Here is a 14,667-nt window from a genome sequence, read left to right on the forward strand (position 1 = left end):
CCCTACAACCAGTGGCAAATGAATATGTGGCTGAAAGTTGTGATCGTCTTACTGTTTCTCGCGGTACTGGTCAGCCTGTCCAGTGCCCTATTCTTTCTCTTGCGGGACATGGGCGCGCCCCAGTCCAAGCGCACCCTCTACGCCCTCGGTATCCGTATCACCCTCGCCGCGCTGTTGCTGTTCGCCATCTGGTACGGCTTCCATAGCGGTATCCTCTCCAACACCGCGCCCTGGGCGAACAAATACTGATTCATCGAACAGCCCCATTCCGCCCTTCCGGTTCAGGCGCCCAGCACGTACACAAAGATAAACAGGGCCACCCACACCACATCCACAAAGTGCCAGTACCAGCTGGCGGCCTCGAAGCCAAAGTGGTCGTCCGGCTTGAAGTGATGGGCGATGACCGACCTCAACAACATGATCAGCAGCATGATGGTGCCGAGGGTTACGTGGGCGCCGTGAAAGCCGGTCAGCATAAAGAAAGTAGTGCCGTAAATGCCGGACTCCAGCGTCAGGCCAAGGTGCTGGTAAGCCTCATAGTATTCCACCGCCTGGAAGTAGAGGAATGCAAAACCCAGTACCACCGTGGCTGTAAGCCACAGATTGAAAGCGTTGCGTTTGTTTTTCTTCAGGTAAACGTGGGCGACATGCACTGTGAAACTGGAGGCCAGCAGGATCAGGGTATTGATCAGGGGCAGGTGCCAGGGGTCGATAATATCCCTGGGGCCGACAAACTTCGCTGCGTCACCATGCGCTGCCGCATCCGGAGTCACCATTAGCGGCCAGTTGTTTTCAAAACCCTGCCACAGCATATTCGACGTACCGCGATCACCCTCACCAGCCAGCCATGGCAGGGCAAAATTGCGGATGTAATACAGTGCGCCGAAAAAGGCGGCAAAAAACATCACCTCGGAAAAAATAAACCAGCCCATACCCCAGACATAGGATCGCTTCAGCTGCTCACTGTTGAGCCCGGCCATATTTTCGCGAATGACCGCCGAGAACCAGAACCACAGCACCGATGCCAGCGCCAGCGCACCGGCGAAGAAAATGTAGGCACTGCCGCCATTGATCCAGTTGGCCGCGCCAAACGCAATCATAAACAGGCCGATGGTGGCGAAAATAGGTAAGCGCGACTGCTCGGGTACGTAATAGCTGCTTTCCGTTGCCATAACTTTTTATCCCTCTCGCTCGGGTTCGTTTTTATTTTCGAACTCGCGATTGATTGAAGCTCTTTCCGTGACATCAAACAGCGTATAGGAAAGGGTAATGGTATTGACGCTTGCGGGAAGGTCCGGGTCGACGATGAACCGCAGTGGCAATTCGGCACTTTCACCGGCGGCAAGGGTCTGCTGGTTGAAACAGAAGCATTCCGTCTTGTGGAAATACTGCGCGGCATTGAACGGCACAACACTGGGAATGGCCTGGCCCACCATCGTTTTTCCAGTCGGGTTGTCCGCAAGGAAAACCGCATCCATCGCTTCCCCCGGGTGCACCTTGACGGAAACCACACCGGGGCGAAAATGCCACGGCATACCCTTATTGTTGCTGGTGACAAACTGCACCGTTACCAGCCGCTCACGGTTTACTCCCGCGGGCACCGCCTCATAGCGGGCACCGGTCTTTCCATTCAGGCCGGTCACCTCGCAAAAGGCATCATAGAGCGGCGGCATGACAAACAGTGCAAAGGCCAGCATGCCGACAGACAGCGCCATCAGCCTGGCGGTGACCCTTGCGTTGTCACTCCCGATCATCGCCGCGACTCCTCAGCGCACCGCCGGCGGGGTGCTGAAAGTGTGGTAGGGCGCCGGAGACGGCACCGTCCACTCCAGACCCTGCGGGTTATCCCACACCTCGTCGGTGGCCTTTTTGCCGCCTTTTATGGTGCGAATCACATTGAACAGGAACACCAGCTGTGAAGCGCCGAACAGGAAAGCGCCGACACTGGCTATCTGATTGAAGTCGGCAAATTGCAGGGCGTAGTCGGGAATACGCCGCGGCATACCCGCCAGCCCGACAAAGTGCATGGGGAAAAAGGTGAGGTTGAGACCGATAAACGACAGCCAGAAATGCACCTTGCCCATGGTCTCGTTATACATATGCCCGGTCCACTTGGGCAGCCAGTAGTAGACCCCCGCCGTGATCGAGAAGATCGCCCCCGGCACCAGCACATAGTGGAAGTGCGCCACCACAAAGTAGGTATCGTGATACTGGAAGTCCGCCGGAGCGATGGCCAGCATCAATCCGGAAAATCCACCGATGGTAAACAGGATCACGAAGGCCACCGCGAACAGCATCGGCGTTTCGAAGGTCATGGAGCCGCGGAACATGGTGCTGACCCAGTTGAACACCTTCACCCCGGTGGGTACCGCGATCAGCATGGTTGCATACATAAAGAACAGCTCGCCGGTGATGGGCATGCCCACGGTGAACATATGGTGCGCCCAGACGATAAAGCTGAGGAAGGCGATGGACGCGGTGGCATACACCATTGAGCTGTAGCCGAATAGCGGCTTCCGCGCGAAGGTGGGAATGATCGCCGAAACGATGCCGAACGCCGGCAGGATCATGATGTAAACCTCCGGATGCCCGAAGAACCAGAAGATATGCTGGAACAGCAGCGGATCGCCGCCACCGGCGGCGCTGAAGAAGCTGGTGCCGAAATGAATATCCATCAGCATCATGGTGACCACGCCGGCGAGAACCGGCATTACCGCAATCAGCAGGTAGGCGGTGATCAGCCAGGTCCACACGAACAGCGGCATCTTCATCAGCGTCATGCCGGGCGCGCGCATATTGAGAATGGTGGCGACGATATTGATCGCCCCCATGATCGACGACGCGCCCATGATATGAATGGCAAAGATAAAGAAGGTCACACTGGGCGGCGCATATTCCGTGGACAGCGGCGCGTAGAAAGTCCAGCCAAAATTGGGTGCGCCCCCCTCCATAAACAACGTGGACGCCAGCATCGCGAAGGCAAAAGGCAGAATCCAGAAACTCCAGTTGTTCATGCGCGGCAGCGCCATGTCGGGAGCCCCGATCATCAGCGGGATCATCCAGTTGGCCAGGCCGACGAAGGCCGGCATCACCGCCCCGAACACCATGATCAGGCCGTGCATGGTGGTCATCTGGTTAAAGAATTCCGGCTGCACGATCTGCAGGCCCGGCTCGAACAGCTCCGCGCGGATTACCAGCGCCATACAGCCGCCGAGCAGGAACATGGCGAAACTGAACCACAGGTACATGGTTCCGATATCTTTGTGATTGGTGGTATAGAGCCACCGGGACAATCCGGGTTTTGGTCCCTGTGCCATAACTCTTTTCCTCGCGGCGCTTACTGCTGGTTATTCTTGAATTTGAGGATATCGATGGGCTGCACGGTATCGCCCATGTCGTTGCCGAAGGCATTGCGCTGATAGGTGATGACCGCGGCAATATCCGCCTCGGGAAGCTGCTGGCCGAAAGCCTGCATGGCCGGATTCTTCGGCGAGCCGGCAACGACGATACTGAGGTGCTGGCCTATCGGACCCGTGGCGATGGCGGACCCGGCGATGGCCGGGAAGGTGGACGGAACCCCCTGCCCGTTGGCCTGGTGACAGGCGGCGCAGTTGCGGTTGTAGACTTCTTTACCCCGCGCGATCAGCTCGTCAAAAGTAAAGTTCTTGTTGGTCAGCTCGCGTATTTTCGCCGCCTCGGCTTCCCGCTGTTGCAGCCACTGATCGTATTCCTCCTGGGGCACCGCCTTGACCACGATCGGCATAAAGCCGTGATCCTTGCCGCACAGCTCGGCACACTGCCCGCGGTAGATGCCGGGCTCGTCGATGCGGGTCCAGGCCTCGTTGATAAAACCGGGGATAGCGTCCTTCTTGACCGCCAGATCCGGCACCCACCAGGCGTGAATGACATCGTTGGCGGTAATCAGGAAACGCACCTTCTTGCCCACCGGCAGCACCACCGGCTCATCCACCTCGAGCAGGTAGTGGGGGTTTTTCGGCAATAGGTTGTCGATTTCGGCACGGGGTGTGGAGAGATTCGAGAAGAAGGAGACATCGGCACCCAGGTAGTCGTATTTCCACTTCCACTGGTAGCCGGTGATCATGACATCGAGGTCGGCCTCCTCGGTGTCGTAGATGTCATAGAGGGTCTTGGTGGCGGGGATGGCCATCAGCACAAGGATCACCACGGGGATGATGGTCCAGACCAGCTCCACCGCGGTACTTTCGTGAAACTGGGCCGCCTTGTAGCCCCTGCTTTTGCGGTGGCGCCACATGCTGTAGAACATCACCGAAAACACCAGCACGCCGATCGCCACACAGATCCAGAAGATCAGCATATGCAGGTCATAGGTGGTCTGGGCGACCTCCGTAACCCCCCGGGGCATATTGACCCCCCAGCGTTCCGGCCCCTTCTCTTGCGCCAGGGCGCCGCCGGCCGGCAGCACCACAGCCATCCAGGCGAACAGCCGATTAAAGCCTTTCAACATCGCCTACAGACCTCCGTGTCTAACGACCCCACCAGCCTGAGCGGGCCACGCCGGTACTGCCCGAGGGCACTACCTGGTAGCCCAGTGCAAATGGAGAGTCGTGATAATTATCTTCAGCCGCTGGCTGCGCACGGATAACTGGAGTCGCCGGGAACGGGCACGCCGATGCCACGGCTTTTCCACACAGTCTTAGTGGACATGCTGTAGTAACACAAGACTACTACACTGGGCGGGAATGGGACCCCCGCGATACTGCCTTCAGTGCAACCTGTTATTCTTCGTAAAAAATTTACTTCAGATGCCGTCGTCCGAAAGGTACAACCAACAACCTGTTTTTTTGTTGCATCTACTTGCACCGCAACAGGAACATATCGCCGGCACATTGTCAATTACACTGCCAGCCCAAATTTCTTCCTGATGCCGCCATCACAAACCCTTAGCAACCCCCATCACCGCGTGTGGAATCTCGCCTGGCCGATGATCCTCAGCAATATTTCCGTGCCTTTACTGGGCGCGGTGGATACCGCAATCCTCGGCCACCTTTCATCGCCGGAATATCTCTCCGGTGTCGCAGTGGGAGCGGCGCTGACCAGCATGTTGCTGTGGGCATTCGGCTTCCTGCGCATGGGCACCACCAGTCTCGTGGCCCGCAGTGGCGACAGCGGCGAAAGCTGGCTGCTGCGCGCCCTGGTTCTGGCATTCTCCCTTGGCGCAATACTGATCCCCCTGGCACTGCCATTGGTCGACACCGCCGTACAGTGGATGAACGCCAGCCCACAGGCGGCGCCGCATGCGCAGTCCTACCTGCAAATCCGCCTGCTGGCGGCGCCGCTGGCACTGGCGAATTTTGCCCTGCTGGGTTTTTTTATCGGCCGGCAGGACAGTCGCGCGCCGCTTTACCTTCTGCTTGCCGCCAACCTGCTCAATATCGTTCTCGATCTGGTTTTTATTATCGGGCTGGGCATGGGTGCCCGCGGCGCAGCCCTGGCCACAGTGTTCGCCGACCTGTTTGCCTTTGTCCTCGGCCTGCTGCTGTTGCGCCGTTTCGATCGGAAGATTCTCACCAGGCTTGTGCGCACTCTGCAACGCGCCGATTTCCTGCCGTGGCGAAACACTGGTCCATGGATTGAGCTTGTGCAGATCAATACCGACCTGTTTTTGCGCACCCTGCTGCTGCTTTTTACTTTCACATTCTTCACCGCACAGGGTGCCCAGCAGGGCGATGCCGTGCTCGCCGCCAATGCCATTTTGATCCAGCTGCTGATGATGACTTCCTATGCGCTCGATGGGTTTGCCCACGCCACAGAGTCTCTGGTGGGCAATGCGATACACAGGCAGTCGCGCCGGCAGTTTCAAGCGATCATACGCGCCGCCGGGCATTGGGCGGCCGGCACTGCCGTTGCCATAACGCTGGTATTGCTACTGGGTGAGCCTGTGCTGCTGCCGCTGTTTACCAACCTGGAACCGGTACTGGCGCAGGCAAAGCAGGTTTATGGCTGGCTTTGTGCACTGCCACTGGTGGCGGTGTGGAGCTATCAATTGGACGGGGTTTTTATCGGCGCGGGAAAAAGCCGCCAGATGCGCGACACCATGTTTGTGGCAACCGTGCTGATTTTCCTGCCGGCCTGGTGGTTTACCCTGCCTTTGGGCAACCATGGCATCTGGTTTAGCCTCTTTTTGTGGTTTATTGCCCGCTCTCTCGGCTTGCTATCGGTTTTTTACTACTACACTTGGAAAAAAATATGGATCTGAAAGAGCGATTCCGTTTTCTTCTGCCAGCAATACCGGGCTGTGCGTACTGCGGGATATGACGTGTTATCCAGCCACCAGTGCAAACTCTGAGGTAGTTGTGGTTTGAGGACTCCGGCGTTGACAGCACCGGTTTATGGCACAAAACGAATATCAGGCCTTACAGCAGATCATCCAGTCTACGGTGGCAGCCGAACAGCACCACGGCTTGCTGCACACCTACCTTCGTAAAAGATTACCTGCGCTGCATCACACCGTCAGCCTGCCCCCGGGAGACGGCGTGTTGATTCTGGCGAGCTTCGCCATTCGCTATCTGGAGGCCCTGCCGCGCTGGCTGGAGGAGATGGTCGACCACTGTCACACCGCTGGCATATCCACCCGTACCATGCGCCGCCTTGTGCGGCGCGCTTTCTGCCGCGCGCAGCGCAGCGCCGACAGCCGCGGCGGCACACTCTCGCTGAGCGCACTGCTGCCCTACGCCTACCTCTGCCATCGTCTTCTTGAAGAAGCCAATGACCGGCTGCAGTTTGCCTGCGGCATACCACTGCTGCCGCGCGACCCCATGGTGGCCAACCTGGTGATGCGCGAACTGATCGGCGAAGAGATCGCCGCGACTCTGGACCGGGCGTGCCTCAGGGCGGCGCGGGATTTCGACGATCTGCAGCTGGCCAGCGAGCGCGTTGTGGCGCTGATCCTCGGCCGCCAGTGCCACTCCACCACGCCCGGCTGCTGGCCCGACTTTGCCGCGGAGATGCGTATTGGGCTGCTGGTGCCCGAGATTGAGCTGGAAACGGAAAAATTACACTGACGCACTCATCCCGCGCAAACTCGATTGCGCTCACGCTGCTTATCGGCCTGGCGGCTCGGCAGTTTCGGCACGAGCACCAGCCACTAACTATAAGCCCTGCGGCAAACATTGCGGGCGCGGTGCAGTTTCTACTACAACTATCACGCTGGACAGTCAGCGTGGGTTAGATGTTACATAGTAAGCGCTGTTAGATAGTCAGCGGCCGTGTAACTAGTAAGCGCCCGCATAATTAACAAGCGGCCACATAAATAACAAACGGTCTGGTTAATGGTCTTTCTTGGTCCCCGGACCGAGATCCAGAATTTTCACCGGACTTTCCATCTGTTCCTCGCGACCGCGTTCGTTTACCCGCGTGGGTATTTCCGCCGGGCTCGACTGCAGGCGGATTTCATCCTTGAAGTCACAGGCCACGCATTCACGGTAATTTTTTTCGTCCTGCCGATAATTGACGATGGTGTCCATCGCGCTGCAGCGTGGACAGACGGCACCGGCAATAAAACGCTTTTTCACCGCCGCTTTTTTTTCATCCCGCATGGATTACTGCTCCCACTTTTTAGTCATGATTCAATGCCGGAATTTCTCAGCAGGGCGTCGATCTCAGGGGCGCGCCCGCGAAAAGCGGTGAACAGTTCCAGTGCATCGCGGCTGCCGCCCTGTTCAAGAATGGTGTGCAAAAAGTGTTGGCCTGTCTTCGCATCGAAAATGCCATTCTCCTCGAACAGCGAGAAGGCATCGGCAGACAATACTTCGGCCCACTTGTAACTGTAATAGCCCGCCGCATAGCCCCCGGCAAAAATATGGCTGAAACTGTTCTGGAAGCGGTTGAGCGGCGACACCGGCACCACCGCCACTTCTGCGCGGACCTCATCCAGCAGCGCCTGAATTTGTTGCGGCGATGCGCCCTCCGCAAGGCAGTGCAGGCGGAAATCGAACAGGGCGAACTCCAGCTGGCGCACCGTGAACATGGCGGACTGAAAATTTTTCGCGGCCAGCATTTTTTCCAGCAGTGCCACCGGCAGCGGCTCACCGGTTTCATAGTGGCCGGAAATCATCGCGATCGCCTCCGGCTCCCAGCACCAGTTTTCCAGAAACTGGCTGGGCAGCTCCACCGCATCCCAGGCCACGCCATTAATCCCCGCTACGGGGCCGACATCCACCTGCGTCAGCATATGATGCAGGCCGTGGCCAAACTCATGGAACAGGGTGGTGACTTCGTTATGGGTCAGCAGGGATGGCCTGTCCGCCGTCGGCTGGCTGAAATTACACACCAGGTAGGCCAGCGGTAACTGCAGCCCTGCACTGCCCTGGCGGCGGGTGGTGACGGTATCCATCCAGGCGCCACCGCGTTTTTTATCGCGCGCAAACGGGTCGAGATAAAAGCCGGCGAATTTCTCCCCATTGCGCAGCAGCCAGAAAAACTGCACATCTTTGTGCCAGACCGGCACCGCGGGATCGGTCTGTACCGTCACGCCATACAAGCGCTCCACCACGGCGAACATTCCCGCTAAAACCCGCGGGTAGGGGAAATAGGGCCGCAGCGCTTCCTGGCTCACGGCATAGCGCTCGTGTTTCAGCTTTTCCGCCGCCCAGGCAATGTCCCAGGGTTGCAGCTTTTCAAGCCCCAGAGTCTCGCCGGCGAACGCCTGCAGCTCGGTGAATTCCCGCTGCGCCGCCGGGCGCGCGCGCCGGGCCAAATTGTGCAGAAACTCCAGTACCTCATCACTGCTCTCGGCCATTTTGCTGGCCAGAGAAAGTTCGGCGTAATTGCCCATGCCCAGCAACTGCGCCTGCTGTGCGCGCAGGCTGAGGATTTCACTCATCACCGGCGTGTTGTCAAAGCGGCCCGCATCCGGCCCCAGATCCGAGGCGCGGCTGACGAAAGCCTCATGGACCCGCTGGCGCAGCGCGCGGTTATCGGCGTGTGTCATCACCGCCAGGTAACTGGGGCCATCGAGGGTAATCAGCCAGCCGCTCTGTTCGCGCCCCTCGGCTGCGGCGCGCGCGGCTGCCAGCGCGGTGTCCGGCAGGCCCGCCAGTTCACCCTCATCATCGGTCTGGTAAGTCCAGGCGCTGGTGGCATCCAGCACGTTGTTGGCGAAGGTGCTGGACAATTCCGCCAGGCGCCGGCTGTTGGCCGCGAAGCGCTCGCGCTCGGCGCCCTCCAAACCCACGCCGCCCAGGCGGAAGTCGCGCAGGCCCAGCTCGATGGTCTTGCGGCGCGCCTGTGGCCAGTCGCTGAAACCGGGGTCTTTTTCAATATCCCGGTACACTTCATAGAGTGCGCGGTTGTGCCCCAGCTCGGTCCAATAGGCGGTGATTTTCGCCAACGCGGCTTCATAGGGCGCGCGCCAGTCTCCACTCAGCACGCTGTTGAGGTGACTCGCCGGCGAGAAGGCGCGGCTGAGGCGGTCCTGGGCCTCCTCGAGCGGCGCCAGGGTGCTGTCCCAACCCGGCTGCTCCTCCGCCAAACCCCGCTCCAGTACTGCCCGGCAGGCCGCCAGGTGCGCGTCGATGGCCGGGGCGACCTGTTCTGGGTGAAGCTGGTCAAAGCGGGGAAGCAGCGGGAGTTCTTGCAGCGGGTTCGACATATAACACCTTGTTGGCACCGGCGGATGAACGCTGCGGGGATCGCAGCAAACCTGCCAGCGGTTATCATAGGGGAAACTATTCAGTAGCCGATTGTACAGGAGGTTGTCCATGTCCCCATTGCGTTCCCACGGTGCCGGCGCGGATCAGAAGAATCCCCAGCTGGCGGACAACGTCTACGTTGACCCCCAGGCCACCGTCATCGGCGATGTCGCGATTGGCGAAGACAGCTCCGTGTGGCCGATGGCGGTGGTGCGCGGCGATATGCACCGCATCCGCATCGGCGCACGCAGCAGTGTGCAGGATGGCGCCGTCCTGCATATCACCCATGCCGGGCCCTTCAATGCCGATGGCTGGCCACTGACCATCGGCGACGATGTGACCATCGGCCACAAGGCCTGCCTGCACGGCTGCACCGTCGGCAACCGGGTCCTGATCGGTATCGGCGCCATTGTGCTCGACGGCGCAATCATCGAAGACGAGGTGGTGCTGGCCGCCGGCGCCCTGGTGCCGCCGGGCAAAAAGCTGCAAAGCGGCTATCTCTATGTGGGTTCGCCCTGCAAGCAGGCGCGGCCCCTCAGCGAGCGGGAGCGGGAGTTTTTCCGCTATTCCGCCAGCAACTACGTCAACCTCAAAAACGAATACCTGCTGCAGGAACAGACTCAGAGCTGAGCAGTACCGAGGCCCATTTGGCATTCGCGACATTTGAGCCCTACAAGGCCGAAGGTACAAACGCGGCTGCAATTGGGTAGGTTGCCGTCCAAGTCAATGCGAACAGCGTTTCCCTGCGCATTGGCTGCGGCTCGCGGGGTTCTTGTTCCTGGCCCAGAGCTTCGCTTTTGCGCTGTGCAGCCTGCGCTCTGCGCATAATGCCGGGCAGCCGCGACACGGCGGCACTTTATTTTGCCAGCACATTTTCCGCCACCAGCGCCAACCGACGGCAAGCATGACCAAGATTCCCGATCTCACCCGATGGCACCAGAGTATCGCCCGGCTAATGGAGGACGATTCGGATTCCGCGCGTATCGACGAGCTGCTCAAGGGAGCCGAGGCGCTGGTGGCGGGCAACAGCAGTATGGCGATTGTGTATCCCCAAGACGGCCCGCCGGAAGTTACCCATCACCGCCTGCTCGCCAGTGAACAGCCCGGCGCGCAGGTAGAGCGTTACGTTAATGGCGCCTACCTGCTCGACCCCTTTTACCACACGGCCATGGGCGAAGAGCGCGAGGGGCTGTTCCTGCTGCGCGAGGTGGCTCCGGACGCGTTTCGCCAGACCGAATATTTCCGCATGTACTATCGCGAGGCGCAGCTCATCGACGAAGCCTGCTTTCTGGTGCGCGGCGACGGCGGAACCATCGCCAGCCTGTCCATCGGGCGCACGGCGGCCCCCGGTCGCAGCCGCTTTTCCCGGCAGGACAGGAGCCTGCTGCAGTCGCTGCTGCCGCTGGTACAGAGCGTGCTGAAACAGTGGATGAGAAACCGCGATCCGGCCCAGTTGCGCGAAGAGAGTTTTGGCAGCCGCCTCGATAGCGCCCTGCTGCATTTCGGCAGTTCCGTTCTCACCCAGCGCGAGTGCGAGGTGCTGCACATGAGCATGCGCGGTCACTCAGTGAAATCGATGGCGGCGAAGCTGGACGCAAGCATCGATACCATCAAAACCCACCGCAAACGCATCTACGCCAAGCTCGATGTGGGTTCACAGGCGGAACTGTTTTATCTCTTTATCAGCGCATTGCGCCACGACAATGGTGCCGAGCGCGACCCGTTCGCCGCCCTCAACCGCTAGCTGCCGCTACCTGCCAGCAGCGCCCAGCGGTGCGGGTCCATCAACAAATGCCCTAGCCTGCCCGGTGAGCTGCGCGGTTATTTCGGTGTCAGCGGAAAGCCCATGCGCTCCACAAGACGCACCCACGGCACGCGCCAACCCCCTTTTTCGTCCAGGGTATCCAGCGCGTACATGGTGATCTTGGCGCCTATCCAGCGAAATGGCTCCGGTGGAATATAGGCGGGTTTGGAGCGGGCGAACTTCAGTGCGCGCTCGGGAATCTTCTTATCGTCGAGGATCGCCAACGCCACACGGGCACCAAAGCGCGTGGCCGTGACGCCGAAGCCGGAATAGCCGCCCGCATACAGCATTTTTCCACTGTGGTAGTGCTGGTAGTGCACCGCCATCCTTGTGGTCAGCGCGATGGGCCCGCTCCAGGCGTGGCTGAAACGCACGCTCCTCAGCATGGGAAAGGTGCGATAGAAATTATCGATCAGCCGCAGGTAAGGCTCCGGCGTGTTGTCCTCCTGGGGGTCGGTGTCATTGCCAAAAAAATAATCCAGCCGGCCGCCAAAGAGAATGCGGTTGTCAGCGGTCAGACGCATATAGTTCAGCTGGGTGCGGGTATCGTAGATACCCTGGCGATTCTGCCAGCCGATGGCCGCCAGCTGTTCCCCGGTGAGTGGCTCGGTGACCACGATGCGATCGCGGATGGCGGCAACGCGGTTGCGAATTTTGCGGTTGCCGGCGGCAAACGCATTGGTGGCCAGCAGCACCTTGCTGGCCCGGATACACCCCTCCGGCGTGGTCACCTCCACCACATCGCCTTTGCGGGTGTTGCTGTGCATGGGCGTGTTTTCGTAAATCCGCACCCCGAGCTCCCTAGCCACCCGCTTCAGCCCCCAGGCCAGTTTGGCGGGGTGCACGGTGCCGCTGCGTTTTTTCGACCACAGGCCGCCGCTGAATAACGGCGAACGCACTTGACGCTGTACCTCGGCCGCATCCAGCAGGTGGGCGTCGTGGCCGTAGCGGCGGTAGAGTTCGTACTCCTGCCGGATATCCGCCAGGCCCTCCTCGCCGATGGCCACGGTCAGCTCGCCGCCCCATTCCAGGTCGCAGTCAATGCCGTAGCGCTCGATGGTCTCGCGAAAGCCATCCAGATTGTCCTTGCCCAGCTGTTCGAGGATCTCCATATCGTCCGGATACAGGCGCTGCGCATTGGTGAGGCCGTGCATCACCGAGGTGGAGAGAATGGCCGCCGGACGCCCGGAGGCACCGATGGCAATACTGTCCGCCTCGATCAGCACCACATCGCGCTGCGGTTCGGCCTCCTTGGCCTGTACCGCGGCCCACAGCCCGGTGAAACCGCCACCGACGATCAGCAGCTCACAGGCGGTCTGCCCCCGCAGTGCCGGCTCGTCATCGGGTCGCTGGGGGTTGTCCAGCCAGAAGGGGAAGAAGGTGGTATTGCGCAGCGCCTGCATGGCGTCCACCCTGATCTGTTCATCACATTCGTCACGCATGGTCGATGCCAGTCCATCTCATTATCGGTTTTACTGCTGCGCACTATAAAAACCGAATGATGATTCGGGTATCACCCAATCGGGTGAGCCTTTTCAGCGGGGGAAAGAGAAGCCAAGAGGCCAGAAGCAGAAGAGAGGACTAAAGGGAATGACATTGACCGAGTGGCGTCTCAGGCTCGGCAGGTTTTGAATGAAAGGGGCCCGCTGCCGTTAGGGGTTGGTACCCACGGATGGTCCGGGCCCGCGGCAGAGGAGTGCCTGCGATCTGGTTTTGGCGTGGAGGTTTAGTGGTTCAGTGGCTCACTGGCTTAGGCGCTCAGCGGCTTAGGGGCTTAGGGGCTTAGGGGTCTCAGTGGCCGACTTGTTGTCCGCTCATTTTTCACCGGCCCTGGGCGCGCAGAAGAGCGGAAGCGAACACGCCCCCCGCCGCGCAGGCCAGCCAGACCACCAGGGGAGTCAGGGTTCCCAGGGCCAGCGCGCCCGGGCCGTAACCGCGCATTGGCAGCAGCACCAGCAGCAGGGCGCCGGCGGGAACCAGCGATAGCAACAGGCCGCGGCTGAACCAGGCGCGCCGCAGCGGCAGCAACAGCAGCCAGCCACAGATACCGCCCCAGACAATTCGCTGGTACAGATAGGGATGGGACAGGTGCGGAGCTATGTCCACGCCCAGGCGGTATGAAACGCCATAGCGGCCCAGGGCCCAGAGTGCGAGGGCGTAAACGAGGCCACCGGCGGCGCCGACCGCAAAGCCCATGGACAGATTGCGCAAGAATTCCCGCACGCTTCCCCCTCGAAATAAAAAATGGTTGGCTCGCTGGCTTATTGGTTTTGCAGCCGTGCCCGCAGCGCCTGCAACACCGGTGTCGTCTGCGGTCGGGTGCCCCGCCACAGCATAAATGACTCCGCCGCCTGCCCCACCAGCATGCCGAGGCCATCCGCAGTCTCGGCGCCCCGCGCCGCGGCCCAGGCCATAAATGGCGTCGGCTGCGCACCGTACACCATGTCATAGGCCTGGCAGCCATGGCCAACCAGCGTATCCGCCAGCGGCGGCAGATCACCGCTGAGACTGGCGGCACTGGCATTGATAATCAGGTCGAAGGAACCGCCAAGACTGTCGAAACCGCTGGCTTCAAGCGAGCCGTGGCGGGCAAATTCGAGCGCCAGGCGCTCGGCGCGCTCGGCTGTGCGGTTGGCGATATGCACAAGCGCCGGGCCCCGTTCCAGCAGGGGCAGCATGGCGCCTCTGGCGGCGCCACCGGCCCCCACCATCAACACCCGCCGCCCGGCGATTGGCCAACCCAGATTGTCGCGTATATCCGTCACCAGTCCGGCGCCATCGGTGTTGTCGCCGAGAATGCTGCCGTCGTCCCGCATGGCCAGGGTGTTGACCGCGCCGGCGGCGCTGGCCCGCTCGGTCACCTGGTCGGCGAAGTCGAAGGCGTCCAGCTTGAAGGGCACGGTGACATTGAGGCCACGGCCGCCAGCGGCGAAAAAGCGCCGCGCGACCGATTTGAAGCCGTCTTTGGGTGCCGGGAGCTTTTCATAGGCGATGTCCTCGCCGGTCTGGCGCGCGAATGCCTGATGAATCCAGGGTGACAGTGAGTGGTCCACCGGGTTGCCGATCACGGCGTAGCTATCGGTCACGAATACGTTCCTTTTATTTTTATGGGCTTACGGCTGCAGGCTGCGGCGGCGTTTCGGTTGTTCCGCTGGTGCTGGGGTTTCCCCTGGCGCTGGCAATGCTGGCGCT

The 14,667-nt window shown here is 60.4% G+C and carries 14 protein-coding genes; 5 read left to right on the top strand and 9 right to left on the bottom strand.

Annotated elements, in window-relative coordinates; genetic code table 11:
* Positions 1-24: 24 nt before the first annotated feature.
* On the top strand, positions 25-249 hold the full coding sequence (locus ABEA58_RS05705) for a DUF2909 domain-containing protein (protein WP_345549666.1): 225 nt from the start codon (positions 25-27) through the stop codon (positions 247-249).
* Between the two features lie 32 nt (positions 250-281).
* On the opposite strand, the gene ABEA58_RS05710 is transcribed toward ABEA58_RS05705, so the two are convergent.
* From ABEA58_RS05710 to coxB, 4 genes are read right to left on the bottom strand one after another with little or no spacing between them, the layout of a single operon-like run.
* Positions 282-1,172, bottom strand: a complete 891-nt coding sequence (locus ABEA58_RS05710) for a cytochrome c oxidase subunit 3 (RefSeq protein ID WP_345549668.1) — start codon at positions 1,170-1,172, stop codon at positions 282-284.
* Positions 1,173-1,178: 6 nt separating this feature from the next.
* Positions 1,179-1,754 (bottom strand): cytochrome c oxidase assembly protein, encoded by a 576-nt coding sequence (locus ABEA58_RS05715; RefSeq protein WP_345549670.1) that lies wholly within the window; start codon positions 1,752-1,754, stop codon positions 1,179-1,181.
* A 12-nt stretch (positions 1,755-1,766) separates the two neighbouring features.
* Positions 1,767-3,317 (bottom strand): cytochrome c oxidase subunit I, encoded by a 1,551-nt coding sequence (gene ctaD / locus ABEA58_RS05720; protein ID WP_345549672.1) that lies wholly within the window; start codon positions 3,315-3,317, stop codon positions 1,767-1,769.
* Positions 3,318-3,337: 20 nt separating this feature from the next.
* Positions 3,338-4,486, bottom strand: a complete 1,149-nt coding sequence (coxB, locus tag ABEA58_RS05725; RefSeq protein WP_345549673.1) for a cytochrome c oxidase subunit II — start codon at positions 4,484-4,486, stop codon at positions 3,338-3,340.
* Positions 4,487-4,903: 417 nt separating this feature from the next.
* Between coxB and ABEA58_RS05730 the strand changes: the two genes are divergently transcribed.
* Positions 4,904-6,238, top strand: coding sequence for an MATE family efflux transporter (locus ABEA58_RS05730; protein WP_345549674.1), 1,335 nt, complete (start codon positions 4,904-4,906; stop codon positions 6,236-6,238).
* A gap of 133 nt (positions 6,239-6,371) precedes the next feature.
* Positions 6,372-7,043, top strand: a complete 672-nt coding sequence (locus tag ABEA58_RS05735; protein ID WP_345549675.1) for a hypothetical protein — start codon at positions 6,372-6,374, stop codon at positions 7,041-7,043.
* A gap of 264 nt (positions 7,044-7,307) precedes the next feature.
* Here ABEA58_RS05735 and ABEA58_RS05740 read toward each other — a convergent pair whose 3' ends face one another.
* Positions 7,308-7,577 carry a YheV family putative zinc ribbon protein gene (locus tag ABEA58_RS05740; protein WP_425563516.1) on the bottom strand — a complete coding sequence of 90 codons (270 nt, stop codon included), beginning with the start codon at positions 7,575-7,577 and terminating at the stop codon, positions 7,308-7,310.
* Between the two features lie 23 nt (positions 7,578-7,600).
* Entirely contained in the window at positions 7,601-9,631 is a 2,031-nt protein-coding gene (locus ABEA58_RS05745) for a M3 family metallopeptidase (protein WP_345549676.1), read from the bottom strand.
* Between the two features lie 109 nt (positions 9,632-9,740).
* On the opposite strand from ABEA58_RS05745, the gene ABEA58_RS05750 reads away from it, so the two are divergent.
* The gene (locus ABEA58_RS05750) at positions 9,741-10,301 is read left to right on the top strand and encodes a gamma carbonic anhydrase family protein (protein WP_345549677.1); all 561 of its coding nucleotides are present in this window, start codon (positions 9,741-9,743) and stop codon (positions 10,299-10,301) included.
* A 274-nt stretch (positions 10,302-10,575) separates the two neighbouring features.
* Positions 10,576-11,415 (top strand): helix-turn-helix transcriptional regulator, encoded by an 840-nt coding sequence (locus tag ABEA58_RS05755; RefSeq protein WP_345549678.1) that lies wholly within the window; start codon positions 10,576-10,578, stop codon positions 11,413-11,415.
* A gap of 77 nt (positions 11,416-11,492) precedes the next feature.
* On the opposite strand, the gene ABEA58_RS05760 is transcribed toward ABEA58_RS05755, so the two are convergent.
* From ABEA58_RS05760 to aroE, 3 genes are all read right to left on the bottom strand, one after another.
* Entirely contained in the window at positions 11,493-12,917 is a 1,425-nt protein-coding gene (locus tag ABEA58_RS05760) for an NAD(P)/FAD-dependent oxidoreductase (RefSeq protein WP_345549679.1), read from the bottom strand.
* A 379-nt stretch (positions 12,918-13,296) separates the two neighbouring features.
* Positions 13,297-13,698: a hypothetical protein gene (locus tag ABEA58_RS05765; RefSeq protein ID WP_345549680.1), complete on the bottom strand. Its 402-nt coding sequence runs from the start codon at positions 13,696-13,698 to the stop codon at positions 13,297-13,299.
* Between the two features lie 38 nt (positions 13,699-13,736).
* Positions 13,737-14,561, bottom strand: a complete 825-nt coding sequence (aroE, locus tag ABEA58_RS05770) for a shikimate dehydrogenase (RefSeq protein ID WP_345549681.1) — start codon at positions 14,559-14,561, stop codon at positions 13,737-13,739.
* Positions 14,562-14,667: the final 106 nt, after the last annotated feature.

The sequence above is a fragment of the Microbulbifer aestuariivivens genome (assembly GCF_039545115.1).
In the GTDB taxonomy this organism is placed as follows: domain Bacteria; phylum Pseudomonadota; class Gammaproteobacteria; order Pseudomonadales; family Cellvibrionaceae; genus Microbulbifer; species Microbulbifer aestuariivivens.

Bases quoted from the DNA above. Each gene is read 5' to 3' on its own strand.
- ABEA58_RS05745 (WP_345549676.1), bottom strand. From the start codon at position 9,631: ATGTCGAACCCGCTGCAAGAACTCCCGCTGCTTCCCCGCTTTGACCAG.
- ABEA58_RS05715 (WP_345549670.1), bottom strand. From the start codon at position 1,754: ATGATCGGGAGTGACAACGCAAGGGTCACCGCCAGGCTGATGGCGCTG.
- ABEA58_RS05740 (WP_425563516.1), bottom strand. From the start codon at position 7,577: ATGCGGGATGAAAAAAAAGCGGCGGTGAAAAAGCGTTTTATTGCCGGT.
- ABEA58_RS05750 (WP_345549677.1), top strand. From the start codon at position 9,741: ATGTCCCCATTGCGTTCCCACGGTGCCGGCGCGGATCAGAAGAATCCC.
- ABEA58_RS05735 (WP_345549675.1), top strand. From the start codon at position 6,372: ATGGCACAAAACGAATATCAGGCCTTACAGCAGATCATCCAGTCTACG.
- ABEA58_RS05755 (WP_345549678.1), top strand. From the start codon at position 10,576: ATGACCAAGATTCCCGATCTCACCCGATGGCACCAGAGTATCGCCCGG.
- ctaD (WP_345549672.1), bottom strand. From the start codon at position 3,317: ATGGCACAGGGACCAAAACCCGGATTGTCCCGGTGGCTCTATACCACC.
- coxB (WP_345549673.1), bottom strand. From the start codon at position 4,486: ATGTTGAAAGGCTTTAATCGGCTGTTCGCCTGGATGGCTGTGGTGCTG.
- ABEA58_RS05730 (WP_345549674.1), top strand. From the start codon at position 4,904: ATGCCGCCATCACAAACCCTTAGCAACCCCCATCACCGCGTGTGGAAT.
- ABEA58_RS05710 (WP_345549668.1), bottom strand. From the start codon at position 1,172: ATGGCAACGGAAAGCAGCTATTACGTACCCGAGCAGTCGCGCTTACCT.
- ABEA58_RS05760 (WP_345549679.1), bottom strand. From the start codon at position 12,917: ATGCGTGACGAATGTGATGAACAGATCAGGGTGGACGCCATGCAGGCG.
- ABEA58_RS05705 (WP_345549666.1), top strand. From the start codon at position 25: ATGTGGCTGAAAGTTGTGATCGTCTTACTGTTTCTCGCGGTACTGGTC.